Below are 16,350 nucleotides of genomic sequence, written 5' to 3'. Positions count from 1 at the left end.
GACCACTACAGTCCGAGGGGCATTCCCATATCCATTTTCACTTATACAGCCCGGCGCGCCAGTTGATCACCAGCCCACGCAACATGTAATGCTCCAGGTTGAGCTGCCCGTGGCCGTCGCCCTTGAGGTAGGACAAAAGCTATCTGGCGGCGGGAGAACGGGACATGGTTTGTGGAGACAGGGAAATGAAAAGCCCCTGTCCGGAGTAATGGTATTTTCTAGGTTGTGCTTCCGTATTTATTGCCAGGGTGACAAAATCGCTCAAATACTGTAAAATAAGTTCATAATAATTCGGAACTTGGCCTGTAATTTACCCGATGGGGTTTTTGACGGCTATGATCGGCAACACCCTATCCTCCGTCTTGTTCAGTAATACAGCTCACGTAATATGCAAACAGCCCCTCCAGCCATCAGGCCAGAGGGGCTTTCGCATGTCTATTTTCACTTATACAGTCCGGCGCTGCTCCTCGCAGCCCTCCGGCGTGCCGTACTTGGCGTCAAACATGCTGACCGCTACGCCCCAGTCCTTGCCGTTCTCGTTCGCAATCTTCGTGATCTCCGCGATGTGGCCAATGTAGTAGTTTTCCATGGTCTTGTCCTTTCCGGGCGTTAGCCCTGTCCGTTATATTGTTACGCAGGTTCGGCCTGCGTGGCCGCCGTTACTGGTATTCCTGGCCGGTGATCTGCTGGTACTGCGCCGCAGTAATCACGCCCTTTGTCACCGCCATAGCAACCATTTTTGCGTTCCACAGCTTGCGGTCGTAATTACTTTTGATGGTTTCGAAAGTCATACCGTATCCCTCCCTTACATATTCACAAGGTTCTGATATTCCAGCGCTGCCGCGATGCGCTCCTCTGCAGACGGCGCGGGTTCTGGCAAAGGCGCATTCATGGCATCCTCAAGCGCCGCAATCCTATCCGCCTCCGGAAGCGTACGGTCGATGCTGTGCTGCGCGCACATGGCAGACAGGTTGTAAACGCCAAAGCACACCTCCCCGCCCTCGTCTGTATGGATAACGTGGGGAAAGGTCAGCACCGTGGGGAAATCCCGCAGCATTGCATCCTTATCCGCCAGTGCGCCATTTGGGAACATATAAGTCTTGTCCCCTACGTATTTTTCAAGCTTGACCATTTAAAATTCCTCCTTATTAAAGTCCTGTCAGCGTAAACCCACCCGTGCATATATAACCTGTTATCCTGCCAGGGCTATACCATTCCTGTGCATCAATTGCAAGTTTTTCTTCTGCGTGAAAACCGTCAAACTTGTATTTAGTAAAGCCCGGAATTGTGAAATTTGTAAAAACATCATAATTGAGAGCATCTACCGTATCTACAGTTTCAGTATTGGTCTCACCAGAGCCTCCCGCAAAGATAGCATATACGCCGATAGCAGTCGCCGCTGGATATGCACGTGATGAGCTTAATGGAATCGCGTATACGCTCCGCAAATTACTATCAATTGCTTGCACGGTGTCTTGCCCAGGAGCATTTGGCCCCCCTCCCGCAAATACCGCACAGTCTGCAATAGATGTTGCTGCAGCCCCTTCACCAACCATGCGTTTTATCGAAAGTACAGAGTGAACTAAAGTGGATGTGTATACGTCTACCCAGTTTGTTGTAAGAAATATAGCATTACTTCCCGCCGTAGCCGCAGGAAATCCATAGGAATTGGGGGAAGTTGGTGCGGGAAGCGTACGGACAAGCGAAGCGTTATACGCATCAACGAAGTTGTATTCCGGATGGCCGGATGTATTCCCGGAGCCACCGCCAAATAAAGCATAGTCGCCGGCAGTCGTCGCAGCTAAACGATTGCGTCCGTGACTTAACAAAACAGGATTTGTGTGTGTTAGGTTTGCATTATAAACATCTATCGTATCGAAGAATGTCGCATTAGTAGCAGATGATCCACCACCAAATAATACAAACCCACCAACCGTTGTCGCTGCAAGTTGGCGTTTCGATACACTTAATCCGGTTGGAATGCTGCGCACAAGGCTAGAATTAAAGGCATTAACAACACTTACAGCTGTCTCATCGCTCGGAACTCCGCCCCCAATAATTGTGTATTCCCCCACCGTAGCCGCCGCAGAACCGTATAACGGCTGGCTCAGTTGTGTTTTTGTTGTACGCTGCAGTTTATCATTGAACACATCAACGACGTCAAGCGCCCCGCTATTCCGTCCGCCAGCAAACAGAGCATGATTCCCTATGGTTACTGCCGCGGATTGCTTTCTTGCCTCACTGAGCGCAGGGGCAGGATTACGTGCAATCCCTTGTCCTGTGTAGAAATCCTTAAACAGTATTTTGGATGCCCCATCAACCCGTTCCCCCAGCGCCGCGTCTGCCGCTTCACGCGCGGGCTTCTCCGCGTCCCACCCCTGTGCCTTTGCGGCCAGCGTGGTATCGCCGACGGTTACCGCCCCGTCTACCGTCTGCGGGAAGAACGCATTGCCTTCCGCGTCATAGACCAGGTGTATTTGTCCTGTGATTGGCATGCTGCGTCACCTCACTTAAATGCAATGTAAACGTACTTTCTATCAAGTAAATCTGGTATATGATTGGGATTTGAACTAGTAAATGTAACGCCTCTGCTGTCAATTTGGGCATCATAATTTTCTATGCCGATAGATGCGGTAGAGTATCTTGCGCAAAATACTCTACCGGTCGCACCGTCAATGCGCCATTCTTGCGGGGAATAACCGGCTGTCAAACATGTAATTGTAAGCAGACTTGGCTTAAATCCAATATTAAGCCGAAAAGTATACGACTCGGAACCGCTACCTGTCTGCGTCCCTACATATGAGCCAGATTTCGGCACATTGTTCCACGCCGCCCGCTCCGCCGCCGTAATGTGCTTGACCGCGTCCGCGATATGCGCCGTAAGGTCGGCCTGCGCGGCTTTCCCCGCGATCAGGTTCGTCACCGTCGTGGCGAAGTTTGCGTCATTGCCAAGCGCCGCCGCCAGCTCTTCCAGCGTATCCAGCGCGCCCGGTGCGGAACCGATCAGCCGGATGATCGCCGCGGACACAAACGCCGTCGTGGCAATCAGCGCGGAGCTGTCTCCCTGCGCGGGCGTGGGCGCTGTCGGGCTGCCCGTGAGCGCCGTGTCCGTCAGGATTTGCGCCAGGGTCTTGTGCTCCAGCGTGTCCGCGTCCTGCGGGATCACGATAGGCGTACCGGGCACTGCGGGTCCGCTGTACACCAGCCGCGCCGCCATCTCCGGCGGAACCCCGCCCGCGCCCGCGGCGTCCGCTTTCGCCTTAAAGTCCTCGTTGGTCACGTTCACAAGGGTTTTGTCGGCTTTGGCATCCTCAAGCCCGGCGAGCGCCCCGTCTATGGCGTCCGCGTTGCCGTTCAGCGCGCCGATGTCCGCATAATCGCTCGGGTCCGGCTTTTTCAGTTTATAACGTCCCGTCTCCTGCATTTATAATGCCGCCTCCTTTACGTCGTGCCAGGTACGCCCAGCCAGGCTTCCCCAAGTAACCTGCGCCACCTCGCGCCATAGGTTATACCGGATGATGTATTCGACTGTCATGTGCGCCGGCCGCGCCGCCGCAACCGCCGCCTTAAGGTCGTCCATGTTGCTCGGCACGCCCACCGTCCCGATAAACGTGACCACCAGCGTGAACAGCTTTTCCAGGTCGTCGACCGCCGTCTCGCCGCCTGAGTAGGCCGCCGTCAGCCCCTGCAGCATCTCGACCGTCGTCGTGCCCGCGCCGCGCATATGGCTGCGCACCCGCGACCGGCGCTCCGCGTAGGTCTCGGAAACGTCCGGCGTCAGGCCGTAGTCGCGCTCCCAAAGCGTCAGCCCCCAGGTGGCCGTCCCGGCGTTCAGCTGATCCATCAGGTCGTAGGCCGCGTCCTGCAGCGCCTCCAGCGCCGGGTCGATGGCGTCCCACAGCGCCGCCAGCTCCGGGCTATTGTAGTACCGTGCGGGGATCAGGTCACGGAGCATGCGCCGTCACCTCCACTGTCCCCAGCACCGGCACCTGCGTCGCGCCCAGGGGGATGTTTGCCGTGCCGCCGCACACCGTCAGCCCGGTGAAATCGGCCACGCCCGGAAGCCCCAGCAGTAGGTAGGCCACCCGGTTATAGATCAGCTGCGTCGCGCGGAAGGTCAGCGTCCGCAAATAGGCGCGCAGCCCGTCCTCCAGCGCCGCCTTGACCTCCCCCAGCGTCGTCGAGGTGTCCAGCGTCACCTGTACGGAAACGTCAATCGTGACGCGCTCCGCGCCTTCGACCGTGACAGCGACCCCGCCCGCCGGGCGCGCCGTTTCCAGATAAGCCGCGCAGGCCGCGCGCACCTCCTCGGTCACGGGCAGCAGCTCCATGTCCACCAGCACGACCTTGACCGTGCCTGGACCGTCCCAAATGTCGATCGCGTGCGCGTCCCCCACGCCGGGTACCTCGCGCGCCCACTGTTCGTATTGCGCCAGGTTGCCGGAGGTCGCGGGGCGCTTGCGGAAGGCGTCCAGCCGGGCAAACAGGGATGCGTCGCTTTCCGCGTCCATCCCGCCTTCCGCCGCGGCCGGGTTCGCCACCGTCGCCAGCCCTTGCACGTTCGTCAGCAGGCGGCAGATTGCGCCCGCGGGCACATTGTACTGCGCCCCTACCCCCGCGGCTTGTGCCGCGGCCTGCGCCGCGCCGTCGGCGTCCAATGTCACAGCGTCAAGCGTGTCGAACTCCAGGCCGGACAGGGTCACGCAGGCCGTGCCCGCCGGGATTTGCGCCCCTGCCGTGCCCGTGAGCGCCAGCACCGCCTGCGCCCGCTGCCCTTCCTTGCGCGTGATGCCGTAATCCGCGGCGCGCCAGGCCACCGCCTCGCCGCTCTCCGCTGTGGGGAACGCGACGCCCAGCAGCTTGCCGTACATCCCGTAGCACCGCGCGATGGCGTAGGCCACGCCACGGGTCACCAGGTCGTAAAAGGAGCCTTCCTGCACCGGCGCGTCCCCGCCCATGCGGGTGAGGATTTCCGCCTGGATATTCTCCTGTGTCCTGTCCTCGTACATCGTCACACCTCCATGCGCACAGGGCCGTAAATGCTGTCTATCGCGAAGCTTGCCGTCAGCCGGCCGCCCACAAAGGAAGCCGTCAGGTCGTTCACCGCCGTGATATAGGGGCTTGCGAGCAGGCATTCGGTCACATACTGCCGCGCCTCGGCCTGTTTCAGCTCTTCCGACCAGCCCGAACCCGCCAGGTTTTCCACGTCCGAGCCGTATCCCGGCGTGTGGATTTCATAGCGCCAGCGCGGCGTATGCAGCGCGTTCCACGCCCACACGGCGACCGCCGCCTCGCGCTCCACCCAGACCGGCTCGCCGTTTTCAAATACCGGCCGGTCTGCCGTAAAGTCCCACTTGATTTCGCGCAGCAGCGGCAGCGCATCGGCCTCCGCGACTGCTTCCGGCTGCAAATAGGGGAAAATTGTCTCAGCCATCGTCCAAAAACCTCCCAATGCAGCAATACCGCTGCCCGCCGTCTATGGGCAGGACGAGCAGCCGCTCGCCGACCTTCACATCCCCGCGTGTGTGCTGCAAAAATTCGATATCCTCCGCGTCCAGCGGCAGGTCGCCCAGGCTTGCCGTCAGCAGCTTCCCCACCTTTGCGCTGGATGTCGGCCGGACGGTCACCACCACCGCCGTCAGCGGCGCGGGCGCCGCGCCGCCGCCATCCGGACGCCCCAGCACGTCCAGCAGCGCCTGTACCGGGTTCCCATCGTTCATTTATCCGTCCCCGCTTCGCCCTCCCACATCATATTGCGGAAATTCAGCGTCAGTTCGTTTGTGTAGATGCCCTTGCGCCAGATGTGCTTGTCCGTATCGATCCAGAACAGGCCGATCTGCCCGGTGAACGGCTCGAGGAGCTGCACCGCGTCGCCCGTGATATAGGACGGGTCGCCGAGGGTGTTGACCGTCACCCGGCGCTCCACGCCGCCATCCTCCAGCATCTTTTTCGCCTTCCCCGCCGCGTCCTCGTCCTTGCCCTGCCGGATCACGCTGCGCATCAGGCCGTACAGCTTCACCGCGTCGTCGTCTGATAAAGAGCGCAGGAACTTGTCGTCACTGTCATAGATCGAAACGCGGTTCACCATGTGCTCGATGCTCTCGGAATAGGCCGCGGTCATCAGCCCTGTGCCCGGCTCGATCACCCCGCGCGACGGCGCCGCTACCTTTTCAATCACGGTCAGCGCAGGCCCCGCGAACCGCGTCAGGTAGCGTTTGCCCGTCTGTTCACTGGCCAGCGTGTACGCCGTGTCGATGATGCTGTACAGCGCCACGCCGGAAAACTTCCGGCTGATCACCTGCCCGGTCGCCGCAAGCGCGCCGCAAGCGATACCGAAGTCCCGGCACACGCGCCGCGTGATTGCTTCTGGTGTTTGTGATTTAAAATTATACGTTCCGTAATTCTGTTTGAGGTAAAACCCACGGTCAAAGCAGGTCACGGTCATGGTCGGGGCGTCCGTGGCCTTGCTCTTGGATACCACGTGCCCATAGAACAGCAGCGCCCCGTCCGCCGAAAGCTGCACCGTGCCGCCCAGCGGGAAATAGACGGACGGGAGCGCCTTGTCATAGGGGGAGACTAGCACCTCGGCTTCCAGCGTCCGGCAGCACTGCCGGTAATCGCCGGACAGCGTCACAGAGGAAATGAGCGCTGTCACATCCTGCGTGCCGTCCGTGTTTGTCAGCAGCAGTTTTAGCTGCATGGCCGCCACCTCCTTTGGCTGTCAGAGTTTGTCCTTTGGCGGGATTTTGAGCGTGTGCCCATCGTAAATCATGTTGGGGTTCGCAATGCCGTTGAACGCCGCGAGTTTGGGGTACAGGTTCGCNCCTGCCGCCGCCCCCACGGTGCGCACCGCGCCGAGCGGCCGCCAGCGGTGCATGGTCAGCACGCAGTACACGTCGTTCGTGCCGTCCCGCTCGCCGTATTGCAGGTTTTCGAGCAGCACGTCGCAGATGGTCGGCGTGTCCGAGATGACAAAGCGGCAGGTCTGCCGGCGGTCGGACGTGAGCTGGAAAAACTCGATGTAATAGTACGGGTCAAGGTTTGTGCCCGGCTGATTGAACGGGTAATCATGCCGCGGCAGCATAAACTCCAGCGTTTCGGAAAAAAGCTGCATCCCTGCGCCCGCCATCGCGTATTCGCCGAAACCGTGCAGGTCTACGGTCTCGACCGGCACGCCGCGGTCAATCTGGAAGCTACCCGGCGTCACCGGGAGGACGACCTCCTGCCCGGTCACGTTGTTTTTGAATATGTATTTGCGTAGCATGGCAGGCCCCTCCCTTACTGCGGCGCGCGGGCGGCCTTGCCCAGCGTAATGAGCCGTGCCAGTTCCTGCGCGACCTTGCCGATGTCGGCCTCCTCGCGCACGGTAAGGCCGCTGACATTGACGACCACGCTTCCCGCGCCGCCCGCGTCCTGCTGCCGTGCCTCGCGGGCGGTGAGCACGCGCTCGCCCTGGTGCAGCAGCGCCGGGTAATTGTCATACGGCACGCGCGGGAGCCCGGCGGCGTGGCCGGTTGGCGTTATGCCGTACTGATAATATGCCGTTTTGGGGTCAAGCGTTTCCACCGCACCGTTTGCAAGCGCCCGGATATTCGCATCAAGCATCCCCGCCGCCAGCCCTTTGGAGTAGTTCTGGCTGCGTGCATAACCCGCATCCCAATACGCTTGGTCCGCCGACGCATCCTCACGGATTTCCCCAATCAGTGCCTCCTCGCTTTGCCTCATGAGCTGCGCCCCTTCGGAGGCGTTATACTGATTAATGCCCATTGTTTTGGCGCGTGCAAGCACTTCGCCCATCTTTGCCCACGCGGCCTGCTGTTCCTCTGTAGAAGCTTCCGGGTTGTTCGCCGTCTTCTGGGCTTCAACAAACTCATCGGACGCCATCATGACGTCCATTGCGCCGCGGATCCGGCCTTCCCGGTCGTTTTCCTGGCTGGCGGCGAATGCCCCCATCGCCCGGTTGACCTCTTCCATTTTTATGCCGCCTTCGCCGCCGTACCATTCGATTTGTTTTTCAAGGCCGGCCGACCGTAATTCGTTGAATCCCTCGCCCGCCGCATTCTGCTGTTCCCGCTCTAGGCTGGCAAGGCGTGCAGACAACCCGGAAAAGCTTTGCGACCTTGCCTGTGCCGCCGGGCTGTAAGCAGCGTCTATCCCGGTTATGAGATCGGCTGCCGTAGCGCTGCCGCCCAGCTCCCCTCTGGCTGACTGTCCCTTCAGCGCTTCCCGGCTCGTGCCGCGCGCCGCAGCGAGAATCCCATATGCATCGATGCCATAGGCATGAAGTCCCGCCAGCGCGGCATCTGTCACGGTGCCCATGTTTTTTATGCTGCCGAGCGCCTGGGCGATGCCGGCCATTTGCCCTGTATCCATCCCTAGCGCTAGCCCGGCGCTACTTACTGCATCCAATGTACTTAAAAGCCCGCGCTCATCGTAGTCGTAACCGCGCATCGATTTACTGATTGCCGCTAATTCGCCATACTGTACCGCGCCGGCCTTCGCCCTGTCTTCCAGCCCGCGCTGGAAACTGCCTGCTGCTTCTTCCCCAAGCATTTGGGAAAAGATAATGCGGTCGTCTTCACGCTGCGCCGCTTCTGCTGAGCCGGATACCACCATTTCGTCCCGTTCGGCAAACCGCGCTTCCGCCTGTTCCTTCACATACGCTTTAAACGCATCATCCTTTGCTTGGTTCTCTTGCATAGCGCCCTGCGCAGCCCCGAGCAGGCCGCCCGCCACCGCGCCTACCAACGTCCCAACTCCCGGGCCGCCGATTGCCGTCCCCATCGCCGCACCGGAAAGTGCTCCGGACATCGCGCCGGATACGGGCGCGGCGTCTGCCTGTCCAAGCGCGCTTTTCAGATGGAGGTCAGCCGCCTGTAGCCCAGCCTGTTCGATCCAATCGAGCGCACCTGCGTCACGCATCCGTTTGCCGAGCCCAGCTAAAGTGTCCCTAGGACCCGTGCCAATTTGCGCCGTAGCTTTGGAAAACATCCCAAGCGTATCTTTCAGCTCCGACCTTGCCACACGCGCCGTGCTACCGACCGATCCTAACGCCCCCGTCAGGTGATCCACAGATAGGTTCGTGTTTTGCAAATTGCCTGCGCTTGTTTTCACTTCTGAAAATGCTTGCCGCATACCGGCGAGCTCTTTTTGAGCAGCGCCAAAGCCGATATTCAACGTAACCTTCGTCCGGCTCAGCACATCCAGTTTGGACTGTACTTCACCTATCCCCTTATTGAGCGGTTCTACCGTCCTCTGTATGCCACGGAGCGCTTCCGTGCTATCCTTCGCGGCAATCGCGATGCTTGTATCCGGCATATTACATCCCCCCTTGTTCTGGGCGCATAGTGTGATATAATAAAAATAGAAAGGCGGCGGTTTAATGAGCCTTTTGCAACAATTAAAGCAGTGTTACCGAAACAATACGGTATACTTCTGGCTTGTCGGCGGCATGCTCATCGTTTGTTTGCTGATCACAATCTGGATGTTATCGCTCTTCCATTGATACCTTGCATTCCAGCCCGGCGGCCTTGCGCCGGTCTTTTCCTATGCCTTTTGCATGTCCAGCCAAAGTTCAAAAAAGCCCCGCAAAACCACCTTGTCGCTGTCCGGCAGGGCGGCGAACGCAGACGGCAGGATGTGGTGCCGGTCAAACGCCCAGTACATGAGCTGCGCGTCCGCGTCCGCCGTTACTTTTTTTTAACGTCCTTCACGAGTTCGGTCACGTTCTGCCGGTAACCGGACAGCAATTCGATGCGGCGGCACAGCTCCTCGATCTCGCCCGCGGACAGGAATTTCGGCAGCACCTCATAAGGGGTCGGCGCACCGTACTTTTCCAGCAGTTCGGGGTCGCTCAGGTTCGGCTGCGTCACGCCGGCTAAAATCACCGCGGCTTGGAAATTGCCTTCCGCGCCGGATTCCATGCGCTGTATCTCGCGCACGCGGTCATAGCCTAGCGCCCGGATATCAAAATATACGTCCTCGCCCGCCGTTTCGGAAAGCTGCAGCAGCTTCACGCGCGCCGTGCGCGCCTTCGGCGGTTCCATCCCGAGCAGGATTTCCAGCGCATTGCGCTGCGTCCCGGTGCTCATCGTGCGTCCACCTCATCTAGGAACTTGAAGCGTGTGAATGTGAACGGGCATTCCACCGTGCCGATGGAAGCGCGCTTCCAGTCCGCCAGCGTCAGGTCGTCCATGGACACGTTGCCGATAGAGACGCGCTCCGCGCCGTAGGCGTCCGGGTCGTCCAGTTCGGAGATCAGCGTGAAGCGCACATCCTGCCCGTCCATGATGCGGCTTCCAATGAACTGCGCCATACGGGAGGACACCTTGTAAAGCGTCATGCTGCCGGTGCCCTTGGTGGAAGTCACCTTGACGTCGACGGCCATTTCGCCGTCCATGCTCACGTCTTCCTTGTTAAACGCCATCTTGGCCTGAAAGGCGCTGCACTCGCCGACCTTTTCGCCCTCAAGCCACAGGTGGCCGTGCGTGCCGCTCATTACCCTTTTTGCAGAATCCATAATATCTATCCTTCCTATCATCCCGGGCGCGAAAAAGCGCCCCGCCTTGACTTCGGCGCGGCGCTATGCTATCATAAAAATACAAAAGGGCGCTGCCATATGGCGGCCAGCCTCACGTTCAGTCAATCAAGTTGACCGCTCGGGTACCAGCCGGGCGGTCAACGCGCGTTTATGGTAAATATGTACAGCAAAACCACTGTGCATAACAAAAATCTCGCGATTTTCTTCCACATCCGCTATCACCTCCCTCCGCATAAAATGCGCTGGGGGAAATGACTGACCGCCGTCTATGACAGCGCCTTGCTTTTATTATAGCAAAGACGCCGTTCTTGTCAAATTCCCGCCCCGCCTTCCCGGCGGGGCTTTTCCGTTTTAGATCATGATATTGAGGCTAACGTCCTCGATCGCGTCCAGCGGCACGATCGACGCGGTCAGGAATACCTTGTCGTCCGTGCTGTGCTCCTTGATCTGCTGGTCGGCCAGCTCGGAAACGTCCACGCCCTGCTGCACCAGGTATTCGCGCGTCGCTTCCACGTCGATGTCCACCGTGCTGCCCGGCTGTAACAGCCCTTCGGATTCAAGCTGCTGGAAATAGGTCGTGATCGCCGTTACCAGTACCAGCTTGTTCTGGTAGCTGTTGCCCCGGCCGATATAGGTATCCGCCGCCGTTACGCGGATGTCGTTGTCGATCATGTCCAGCAGCTCGACGATCTTGATCTTTTTATAGACCTTGCTTTTGCTGGCCGGCAGGGTTTTCAGGCTGTTCACCGCGCGGCCGACCTTGACCTTCACGCCGTCATGGATCAGGATAAACTCCCCGTTGTCGACCGCTGCGTCGCCCGCGGCCTGTGTCAGCCGCCCGATATCCGCCAGCTCGGGCAGCGGCGCGTAGGTGCAGCTGTTCGCCATCGGCGTACCCGCAATCAGCCCGGCAATGCGGGAACACATGGCGGCCGCGTCCAGCGTCACACCGCCGACCTTGCACCCGTCCGTGGTCAGGTTTACCACGGCCTCCGTATCCGCGGCCAGGTGCGGCAGTACGGCCTTGTAAATGCGGTGCTCGGCGCGCTGTTCCAAAATCCATGCCTTGACCGCCCCGGCCTGCTCCGCCGTTACGTCCGGCGGCGCACACAGGTAGTCGAATGTCTGCGTGCCGAGCCAGGCCAGCGCGTCGTCCAGGTTCGCGGCGTCCGCGCCCAGCACATAGGCGAGCACACGGCGCGGCGCGTTCGTATGGCCGAGGAACGCCCGCGCGATGTAGGACGCATTGTCCGCGGCCAGCGCCTTCGGGATCTGTGCGGCGCTTGTCAGCGTCAGCGCCCCGCTCGCCGCGGCATCCTTGAGGATAAGCGCCACAGTCCCCTTCTGCGACCGCTTGATCGCGTCGGACGCGGCTTCCTTGAATGCAATATTGATGGTTGGTAACGGCATATCAATGTGCCTCCTTCGCAGTAATGTTTGCGACGACCTCCGCCGCTGGTGGGAACACCTCCGCCGCCGGCGGGCGGTCGTCTAAATAATGTAATTTAACCGTAACAAGGATGGTATCCGCAGTATTGGGCGCACATACTGTGCGCACATCCCGCACCGGCAGTACGCGGCCGCCTACGCGGAGGCCGTCGTGTAAAAATAGCGCTTCCACAGCGTCGGCGGTGTCGTCTAAGCCGTCCGCCCCCGTTTCCCCAATACACTGGATGATAACCGCCTGTACGACATCTGCCGTATCCTCACACCCGCCCAGCACGGCTTTCCGCTTGCCGGATAGGAGCGCAAGTGCAGGCCGGTCAAAGCCGTCTGGGGGCGTGCCCCGGTATATTCGTATACCCGGGAAACGTCCAGCAAGCACCCTCTCCAGTGCCTCCCAGATTTCCTTTTTTGAGATCATACAGCCCCCTTTTCCGTGCGGCATCCCCTTTGCCTATTTACTGCCCTCATGTAATCCCCCCTTCCCGCAAAACAAAAGAGCCTGGGCGCAGGCCGGTCAATCCGGCTTGCGTTCAGGCTCCTGGCTCAAAGGCTCGTGGCTCAACTTGTACTGTGAAATTTTCTTTGCAGTGTTTGCACTTGTAAGCAAGATCCCGGATATACGTGGTTTTTCCAACCGGGAACAGCTTCCTCCCACACTTTGGGCAGCAATACCAGCCGTTTTTCATCATACAGATCCTCCTATGCAATCGTTCCCGTTTTGCGCGGCCTAGTGCCTTTCCCTTCTGCCGCTTCCTTCACCTCTAACGGGATCGCGGCACGGTTTAAAATACAGAACATCTGTTTGTATTTAATATAATAGCATGTACAGCGCATATTGTAAAGCCCTAATTTTTATAATTTTCCGCCACTACCCCAGTACAGCATATTTAGAGCCTTTTGAACTTAAATATAGAGGCAGGGCTAAACTTTTGCCCTATAAATAACCGGAAGGAGGCCACGCCATGCACCCCACCCCTGACGGCATCCGCATCGGCGCGGCCTATATCCGCGTCTCGACCGACGACCAGGTGGAATACTCCCCCGAATCGCAGCTCGTAGAAATTGGGAAATACGAAAAGACGAACAGCATCACAGAATTTTGTTAAGACCTGGAGAATATAAGGAATTGTCCTGGTAAATCCTCCCTTGCTATGTTAAAATGATACTTATAAATCTATTGATAATGGAATAGGCATAGGGGGTTATATCTATGAAAAAATTTGTGGCATTACTCGCAGCACTATCGCTGCTAATATCTCTCGCAGCATGTGGGCAGGCGCCTGCAGCCGATGAAGGGACAATTCCTAATCATTCTTCAGAATCAATGGCAGCAACGCCTACTGATAAAAATATTGATGTTCGGTTTTCAGATTTACAATCCACACTAGACAATTTCGAGCATGTGGCGGCCAGTATCACCAACAACTCTGACCAGTATTTAACCGCTGAACTCCACTTAACCGTTACAGACCAAAGCGGGAAACAGATTGGTGAACATACTGTTTTTTTGGACAATATGAACCCAAAGGATTACACATCTACGCCATTTCTTGCTGAAAGAAGTTCGGAATATAATTTCAGCTATGATATTGTCGATTACAAATTTTCAGAAACATTTGCCACCACACCTGAGGTAAATGACACAAACGTAAAGCAATACATTCGCATTACTTCCACCGATTACGGGGTCTATTCTTATGACCACAGCAAACGTGAATTAGGTGTAGATGTTTATAATCGTACCGATAAATACTTCACTGGCGAAGTGCGAATCGTTGCCAAAGATGCTTCTGGCACAATTTTAGATTCGACAACCTATACCGCAGAGAATAGTAAGCCTTTCAGCAGTTCTGCTTCAAAAGTACTTGCCGTCCCTCTTGATGCGGGCTATGTTTTGGACTATGAAATTCTAAGCTATTCCTTCACTGCAGATCCGTCTGTCAACGACCAGAATAGTTCACAAGGGACAACTACCGGAGATGATAAACAAAATTACCCTAATTTTGCTACGTTTGGTGTATCTGCCGAGTCATTTCTATCTACACTTAGTACCGTTTACAGCGGAATGGATACAGAATCTAAATATGGGTTTACTGTCAATCTTACCCCTGAAGCAAATCCCGAAAAAATAGAAGCTACCGCATCTTTACCAGCGACAACCGTCACGTATTATAATTTGATTCCAGGCATTAAAATCTCCACTTCTACCCAGGATAGCACCGGGGATTTATATAACGTTGCGTACATTATTGAAAAAAATAAGCTTGAGAGTACTGAAGCCCAAAAATTTTCTGGTGCGACATTAGCCTGCATGCTACTGATGTTTGAGTACGATACCACTACACAGGACAAAATCGAGGATGAGCTCGCCCTTAGTGATATTACTACGGAAAGAAATGCCGTATCTGTAGGAACAACAGCTACATGGGTATATAACGTTACAGATACGCAAGTAGTTTTGCATATTCTGGCATAACCAACCGCCCGCCCACCCGGGCGGGCATTTTCACACCGGAAAAAGGCCACGCCATGCACCCCCCTGACGGCATCCGCATCGGCGCGGCTTATATCCGCGTCTCGACCGACGACCAGGTGGAATACTCCCCCGAATCACAGCTCGTAGAAATCCGGAAATACGCAAAGGCGAATAACATCATGGAATTTTGTTAAGACCTGGGGAATTTGAGGGATCATTCTGGTAAATCCTCCCTTGTTATGTTAAACTGGTACACATAAAGATGCTTCATTATATTTATTCAGAAAGGCTGCTGCACTACGTTTTTAGGGAATGCGGGGAAAGCATTTCTGACGATGGCAGCTTCTGTTCGTCCTGCGGGGCATCCGTTGTTTCAGGTACTGTTGTGCATACCGACTTTAAGCTTACAATTGATCGTTCGAGTCAAGTATATTTAGGCAACCCTCCGATTAAGGTAATTATTGATAATTCAATCAGGCTTTCTATCGAAAACGGTCATACTGAAACAGTAAACTTGCCTATTGATGATCAAACCATTGAATTGAGTTTAAAAGCTCATTTAGATTAACATATCTAGATATTAAAATGACTGGTGATATACCAATTGAACTTGTATGGAATAGACTTTCCGGAAAAATCGTTACTACAGTTAAATAAAACTTAATTAATGGATGCGTATGTGAGGAGGGTCATCTATGAAACGAATCGTTGCGCTGCTAGCTGCTTTGTCAATCCTTTGCAGTTTAACAGCTTGTACCCAAGCACCTGAAAGCGCGGATTTAGAAACTAATACGGTAGAACCAGCCCCGGCAGCACCTGAGGACAATAAAGCGGCGGAAAACCAAACAAGCGATACTCTTCTCGACTATATCGACGTGTTGGACGACCCGGATGCCTACGTTGGACAGAAAATCAAAGTAGCCGGGCGGATTTCAGATTTTGATTTTGGTGGCAAGGCCGTTTTCAAAGAACGCACTAAGTCCAGCCTATCAAGCTTTGCTGTTGATATATTACCGGATCAATACCAGAAGAAGGCAAAAGATGTTTATGCGGTCAATGATTGTATTTTAGTCAGCGGAGAATGGACTTCATCTTATTATCTCCGAAACGCTTCTGTCATCAACAGTGGAAATCAGGCTCAAGAAATTGTACAAGAGCAAACACAACAATGGCGGTTAAAAAATGAAAGCATTGCAAGCACCTTGCCATTAACAGATTATATGGAAATCACAGAAAATCCAGATAAATATAATAAAACCCGCGTACGTGTCGCCGGACAAATATCCAACATGAGCGACTACTTTTCCACATTCTCCTTTCTAGAACGGCAAACAGGAGAATCAGCATTAAATATTTCTTTTTCCGGCTTCCCACTTGAAATGAAAGCACAATGTGCCGATGGTGAATATGTTATAATCTCTGGCGTAGTGACGGGGGTCGGAGTTCCTTTTCAAGGAACATTGGATTTAAATGATTGCTTTTTAGAGTCAGTTGGAGATGCCGCCAAAGAAGCGTCAGAAAATACCACGGCCGACTGGGTAAAAGCATACAACGAAAAGCGTAAAGCTTTTATACAAACCTGTGAAACCTATTCCTATGAGGAACTCGCACGTAGGCCGGAAGATTATAAGGGTAAAAACATTAAAATATCTGGTTCCGTACTACAAGTAGATGGGGATACTATATTGGTTGACGCTGGTGATATAGACATTATTTATGTCAGTTACGTTGGAAAGCAAAAAAGTGATCCTAAAATACTTGAAAATGATAAAATCGAATTTTATGGAACCTATTCGGGAACTATTACATATGTAACCGTACTAGGGTCAAACAAAACCGTGCCCTATGTCTACGCACTGTATTCGAGTGCGAACCAATAATAAAAACC

Annotated in this window: 19 protein-coding genes; 4 read left to right on the top strand and 15 right to left on the bottom strand. The window is 55.6% G+C overall.

Annotation, left to right across the window (positions count from 1 at the left end; translation table 11 throughout):
* Positions 1 to 445 precede the first annotated feature (445 nt).
* The 15 genes from CZ203_RS14805 to CZ203_RS12620 all read right to left on the bottom strand — a co-directional run bounded on the left by CZ203_RS14805 (position 446) and on the right by CZ203_RS12620 (position 12,404).
* Entirely contained in the window at positions 446 to 589 is a 144-nt protein-coding gene (locus tag CZ203_RS14805; RefSeq protein WP_159456525.1) for a hypothetical protein, read from the bottom strand.
* Positions 590 to 659: 70 nt separating this feature from the next.
* Entirely contained in the window at positions 660 to 791 is a 132-nt protein-coding gene (locus CZ203_RS12685) for an XkdX family protein (RefSeq protein WP_087066479.1), read from the bottom strand.
* A 14-nt stretch (positions 792 to 805) separates the two neighbouring features.
* The gene (locus tag CZ203_RS12680; RefSeq protein WP_087066478.1) at positions 806 to 1,132 is read right to left on the bottom strand and encodes a hypothetical protein; all 327 of its coding nucleotides are present in this window, start codon (positions 1,130 to 1,132) and stop codon (positions 806 to 808) included.
* Positions 1,133 to 1,148: 16 nt separating this feature from the next.
* A complete protein-coding gene (locus CZ203_RS14310) occupies positions 1,149 to 2,495 on the bottom strand; it encodes a hypothetical protein (RefSeq protein ID WP_143436220.1) in 1,347 nt (448 codons plus the stop codon).
* An 11-nt stretch (positions 2,496 to 2,506) separates the two neighbouring features.
* Positions 2,507 to 3,424 carry a hypothetical protein gene (locus CZ203_RS15300; RefSeq protein WP_200809486.1) on the bottom strand — a complete coding sequence of 306 codons (918 nt, stop codon included), beginning with the start codon at positions 3,422 to 3,424 and terminating at the stop codon, positions 2,507 to 2,509.
* Positions 3,425 to 3,955, bottom strand: coding sequence for a putative phage tail protein (locus CZ203_RS12670; RefSeq protein WP_087066477.1), 531 nt, complete (start codon positions 3,953 to 3,955; stop codon positions 3,425 to 3,427).
* Positions 3,945 to 5,009, bottom strand: a complete 1,065-nt coding sequence (locus CZ203_RS12665) for a baseplate J/gp47 family protein (protein WP_159456524.1) — start codon at positions 5,007 to 5,009, stop codon at positions 3,945 to 3,947. Before CZ203_RS12665 ends, CZ203_RS12670 begins: the two co-directional genes overlap by 11 nt.
* A 2-nt stretch (positions 5,010 to 5,011) precedes the next feature.
* Positions 5,012 to 5,434 (bottom strand): DUF2634 domain-containing protein, encoded by a 423-nt coding sequence (locus CZ203_RS12660; protein ID WP_087066475.1) that lies wholly within the window; start codon positions 5,432 to 5,434, stop codon positions 5,012 to 5,014.
* Complete coding sequence (locus tag CZ203_RS12655) at positions 5,427 to 5,720, bottom strand: hypothetical protein (protein ID WP_087066474.1); 294 nt, start codon at positions 5,718 to 5,720, stop codon at positions 5,427 to 5,429. The genes CZ203_RS12660 and CZ203_RS12655 overlap by 8 nt, the downstream gene beginning before the upstream one ends.
* Positions 5,717 to 6,700 (bottom strand): XkdQ/YqbQ family protein, encoded by a 984-nt coding sequence (locus tag CZ203_RS12650; RefSeq protein ID WP_087066473.1) that lies wholly within the window; start codon positions 6,698 to 6,700, stop codon positions 5,717 to 5,719. The genes CZ203_RS12655 and CZ203_RS12650 overlap by 4 nt, the downstream gene beginning before the upstream one ends.
* A 578-nt stretch (positions 6,701 to 7,278) precedes the next feature.
* Positions 7,279 to 9,318, bottom strand: coding sequence for a glycine zipper domain-containing protein (locus tag CZ203_RS12640; RefSeq protein WP_087066471.1), 2,040 nt, complete (start codon positions 9,316 to 9,318; stop codon positions 7,279 to 7,281).
* Between the two features lie 371 nt (positions 9,319 to 9,689).
* Positions 9,690 to 10,091, bottom strand: coding sequence for a phage tail assembly chaperone (locus CZ203_RS12635; protein ID WP_087066470.1), 402 nt, complete (start codon positions 10,089 to 10,091; stop codon positions 9,690 to 9,692).
* Complete coding sequence (locus CZ203_RS12630; protein WP_087066469.1) at positions 10,088 to 10,519, bottom strand: phage tail tube protein; 432 nt, start codon at positions 10,517 to 10,519, stop codon at positions 10,088 to 10,090. The genes CZ203_RS12635 and CZ203_RS12630 overlap by 4 nt, the downstream gene beginning before the upstream one ends.
* A gap of 372 nt (positions 10,520 to 10,891) precedes the next feature.
* Positions 10,892 to 11,950 carry a phage tail sheath C-terminal domain-containing protein gene (locus tag CZ203_RS12625; protein WP_087066468.1) on the bottom strand — a complete coding sequence of 353 codons (1,059 nt, stop codon included), beginning with the start codon at positions 11,948 to 11,950 and terminating at the stop codon, positions 10,892 to 10,894.
* Between the two features lies 1 nt (position 11,951).
* Positions 11,952 to 12,404: a hypothetical protein gene (locus CZ203_RS12620; protein ID WP_087066467.1), complete on the bottom strand. Its 453-nt coding sequence runs from the start codon at positions 12,402 to 12,404 to the stop codon at positions 11,952 to 11,954.
* 544 nt (positions 12,405 to 12,948) lie between these two features.
* On the opposite strand from CZ203_RS12620, the gene CZ203_RS14305 reads away from it, so the two are divergent.
* The 4 genes from CZ203_RS14305 to CZ203_RS12610 all read left to right on the top strand — a co-directional run bounded on the left by CZ203_RS14305 (position 12,949) and on the right by CZ203_RS12610 (position 16,342).
* Positions 12,949 to 13,092 carry a recombinase family protein gene (locus CZ203_RS14305; protein WP_143436219.1) on the top strand — a complete coding sequence of 48 codons (144 nt, stop codon included), beginning with the start codon at positions 12,949 to 12,951 and terminating at the stop codon, positions 13,090 to 13,092.
* A 104-nt stretch (positions 13,093 to 13,196) separates the two neighbouring features.
* Positions 13,197 to 14,462 (top strand): hypothetical protein, encoded by a 1,266-nt coding sequence (locus tag CZ203_RS12615; protein WP_087066466.1) that lies wholly within the window; start codon positions 13,197 to 13,199, stop codon positions 14,460 to 14,462.
* Positions 14,463 to 14,515: 53 nt separating this feature from the next.
* On the top strand, positions 14,516 to 14,656 hold the full coding sequence (locus tag CZ203_RS14300; protein WP_143436218.1) for a recombinase family protein: 141 nt from the start codon (positions 14,516 to 14,518) through the stop codon (positions 14,654 to 14,656).
* A gap of 501 nt (positions 14,657 to 15,157) precedes the next feature.
* Positions 15,158 to 16,342 carry a hypothetical protein gene (locus CZ203_RS12610; protein WP_087066465.1) on the top strand — a complete coding sequence of 395 codons (1,185 nt, stop codon included), beginning with the start codon at positions 15,158 to 15,160 and terminating at the stop codon, positions 16,340 to 16,342.
* The last annotated feature ends 8 nt before the right edge of the window (positions 16,343 to 16,350 follow it).

The organism is Intestinibacillus massiliensis (assembly GCF_900155735.1).
GTDB lineage: Bacteria > Bacillota > Clostridia > Oscillospirales > Butyricicoccaceae > Intestinibacillus > Intestinibacillus massiliensis.
This window is presented reverse-complemented; position numbering and strand designations above follow the sequence as displayed.

Coding starts and splice junctions, on each gene's coding strand:
- CZ203_RS14805 (WP_159456525.1), bottom strand. CDS start 589: ATGGAAAACTACTACATTGGCCACATCGCGGAGATCACGAAGATTGCG.
- CZ203_RS12685 (WP_087066479.1), bottom strand. CDS start 791: ATGACTTTCGAAACCATCAAAAGTAATTACGACCGCAAGCTGTGGAAC.
- CZ203_RS12680 (WP_087066478.1), bottom strand. CDS start 1,132: ATGGTCAAGCTTGAAAAATACGTAGGGGACAAGACTTATATGTTCCCA.
- CZ203_RS14310 (WP_143436220.1), bottom strand. CDS start 2,495: ATGCCAATCACAGGACAAATACACCTGGTCTATGACGCGGAAGGCAAT.
- CZ203_RS15300 (WP_200809486.1), bottom strand. CDS start 3,424: ATGCAGGAGACGGGACGTTATAAACTGAAAAAGCCGGACCCGAGCGAT.
- CZ203_RS12670 (WP_087066477.1), bottom strand. CDS start 3,955: ATGCTCCGTGACCTGATCCCCGCACGGTACTACAATAGCCCGGAGCTG.
- CZ203_RS12665 (WP_159456524.1), bottom strand. CDS start 5,009: ATGTACGAGGACAGGACACAGGAGAATATCCAGGCGGAAATCCTCACC.
- CZ203_RS12660 (WP_087066475.1), bottom strand. CDS start 5,434: ATGGCTGAGACAATTTTCCCCTATTTGCAGCCGGAAGCAGTCGCGGAG.
- CZ203_RS12655 (WP_087066474.1), bottom strand. CDS start 5,720: ATGAACGATGGGAACCCGGTACAGGCGCTGCTGGACGTGCTGGGGCGT.
- CZ203_RS12650 (WP_087066473.1), bottom strand. CDS start 6,700: ATGCAGCTAAAACTGCTGCTGACAAACACGGACGGCACGCAGGATGTG.
- CZ203_RS12640 (WP_087066471.1), bottom strand. CDS start 9,318: ATGCCGGATACAAGCATCGCGATTGCCGCGAAGGATAGCACGGAAGCG.
- CZ203_RS12635 (WP_087066470.1), bottom strand. CDS start 10,091: ATGAGCACCGGGACGCAGCGCAATGCGCTGGAAATCCTGCTCGGGATG.
- CZ203_RS12630 (WP_087066469.1), bottom strand. CDS start 10,519: ATGGATTCTGCAAAAAGGGTAATGAGCGGCACGCACGGCCACCTGTGG.
- CZ203_RS12625 (WP_087066468.1), bottom strand. CDS start 11,950: ATGCCGTTACCAACCATCAATATTGCATTCAAGGAAGCCGCGTCCGAC.
- CZ203_RS12620 (WP_087066467.1), bottom strand. CDS start 12,404: ATGATCTCAAAAAAGGAAATCTGGGAGGCACTGGAGAGGGTGCTTGCT.
- CZ203_RS14305 (WP_143436219.1), top strand. CDS start 12,949: ATGCACCCCACCCCTGACGGCATCCGCATCGGCGCGGCCTATATCCGC.
- CZ203_RS12615 (WP_087066466.1), top strand. CDS start 13,197: ATGAAAAAATTTGTGGCATTACTCGCAGCACTATCGCTGCTAATATCT.
- CZ203_RS14300 (WP_143436218.1), top strand. CDS start 14,516: ATGCACCCCCCTGACGGCATCCGCATCGGCGCGGCTTATATCCGCGTC.
- CZ203_RS12610 (WP_087066465.1), top strand. CDS start 15,158: ATGAAACGAATCGTTGCGCTGCTAGCTGCTTTGTCAATCCTTTGCAGT.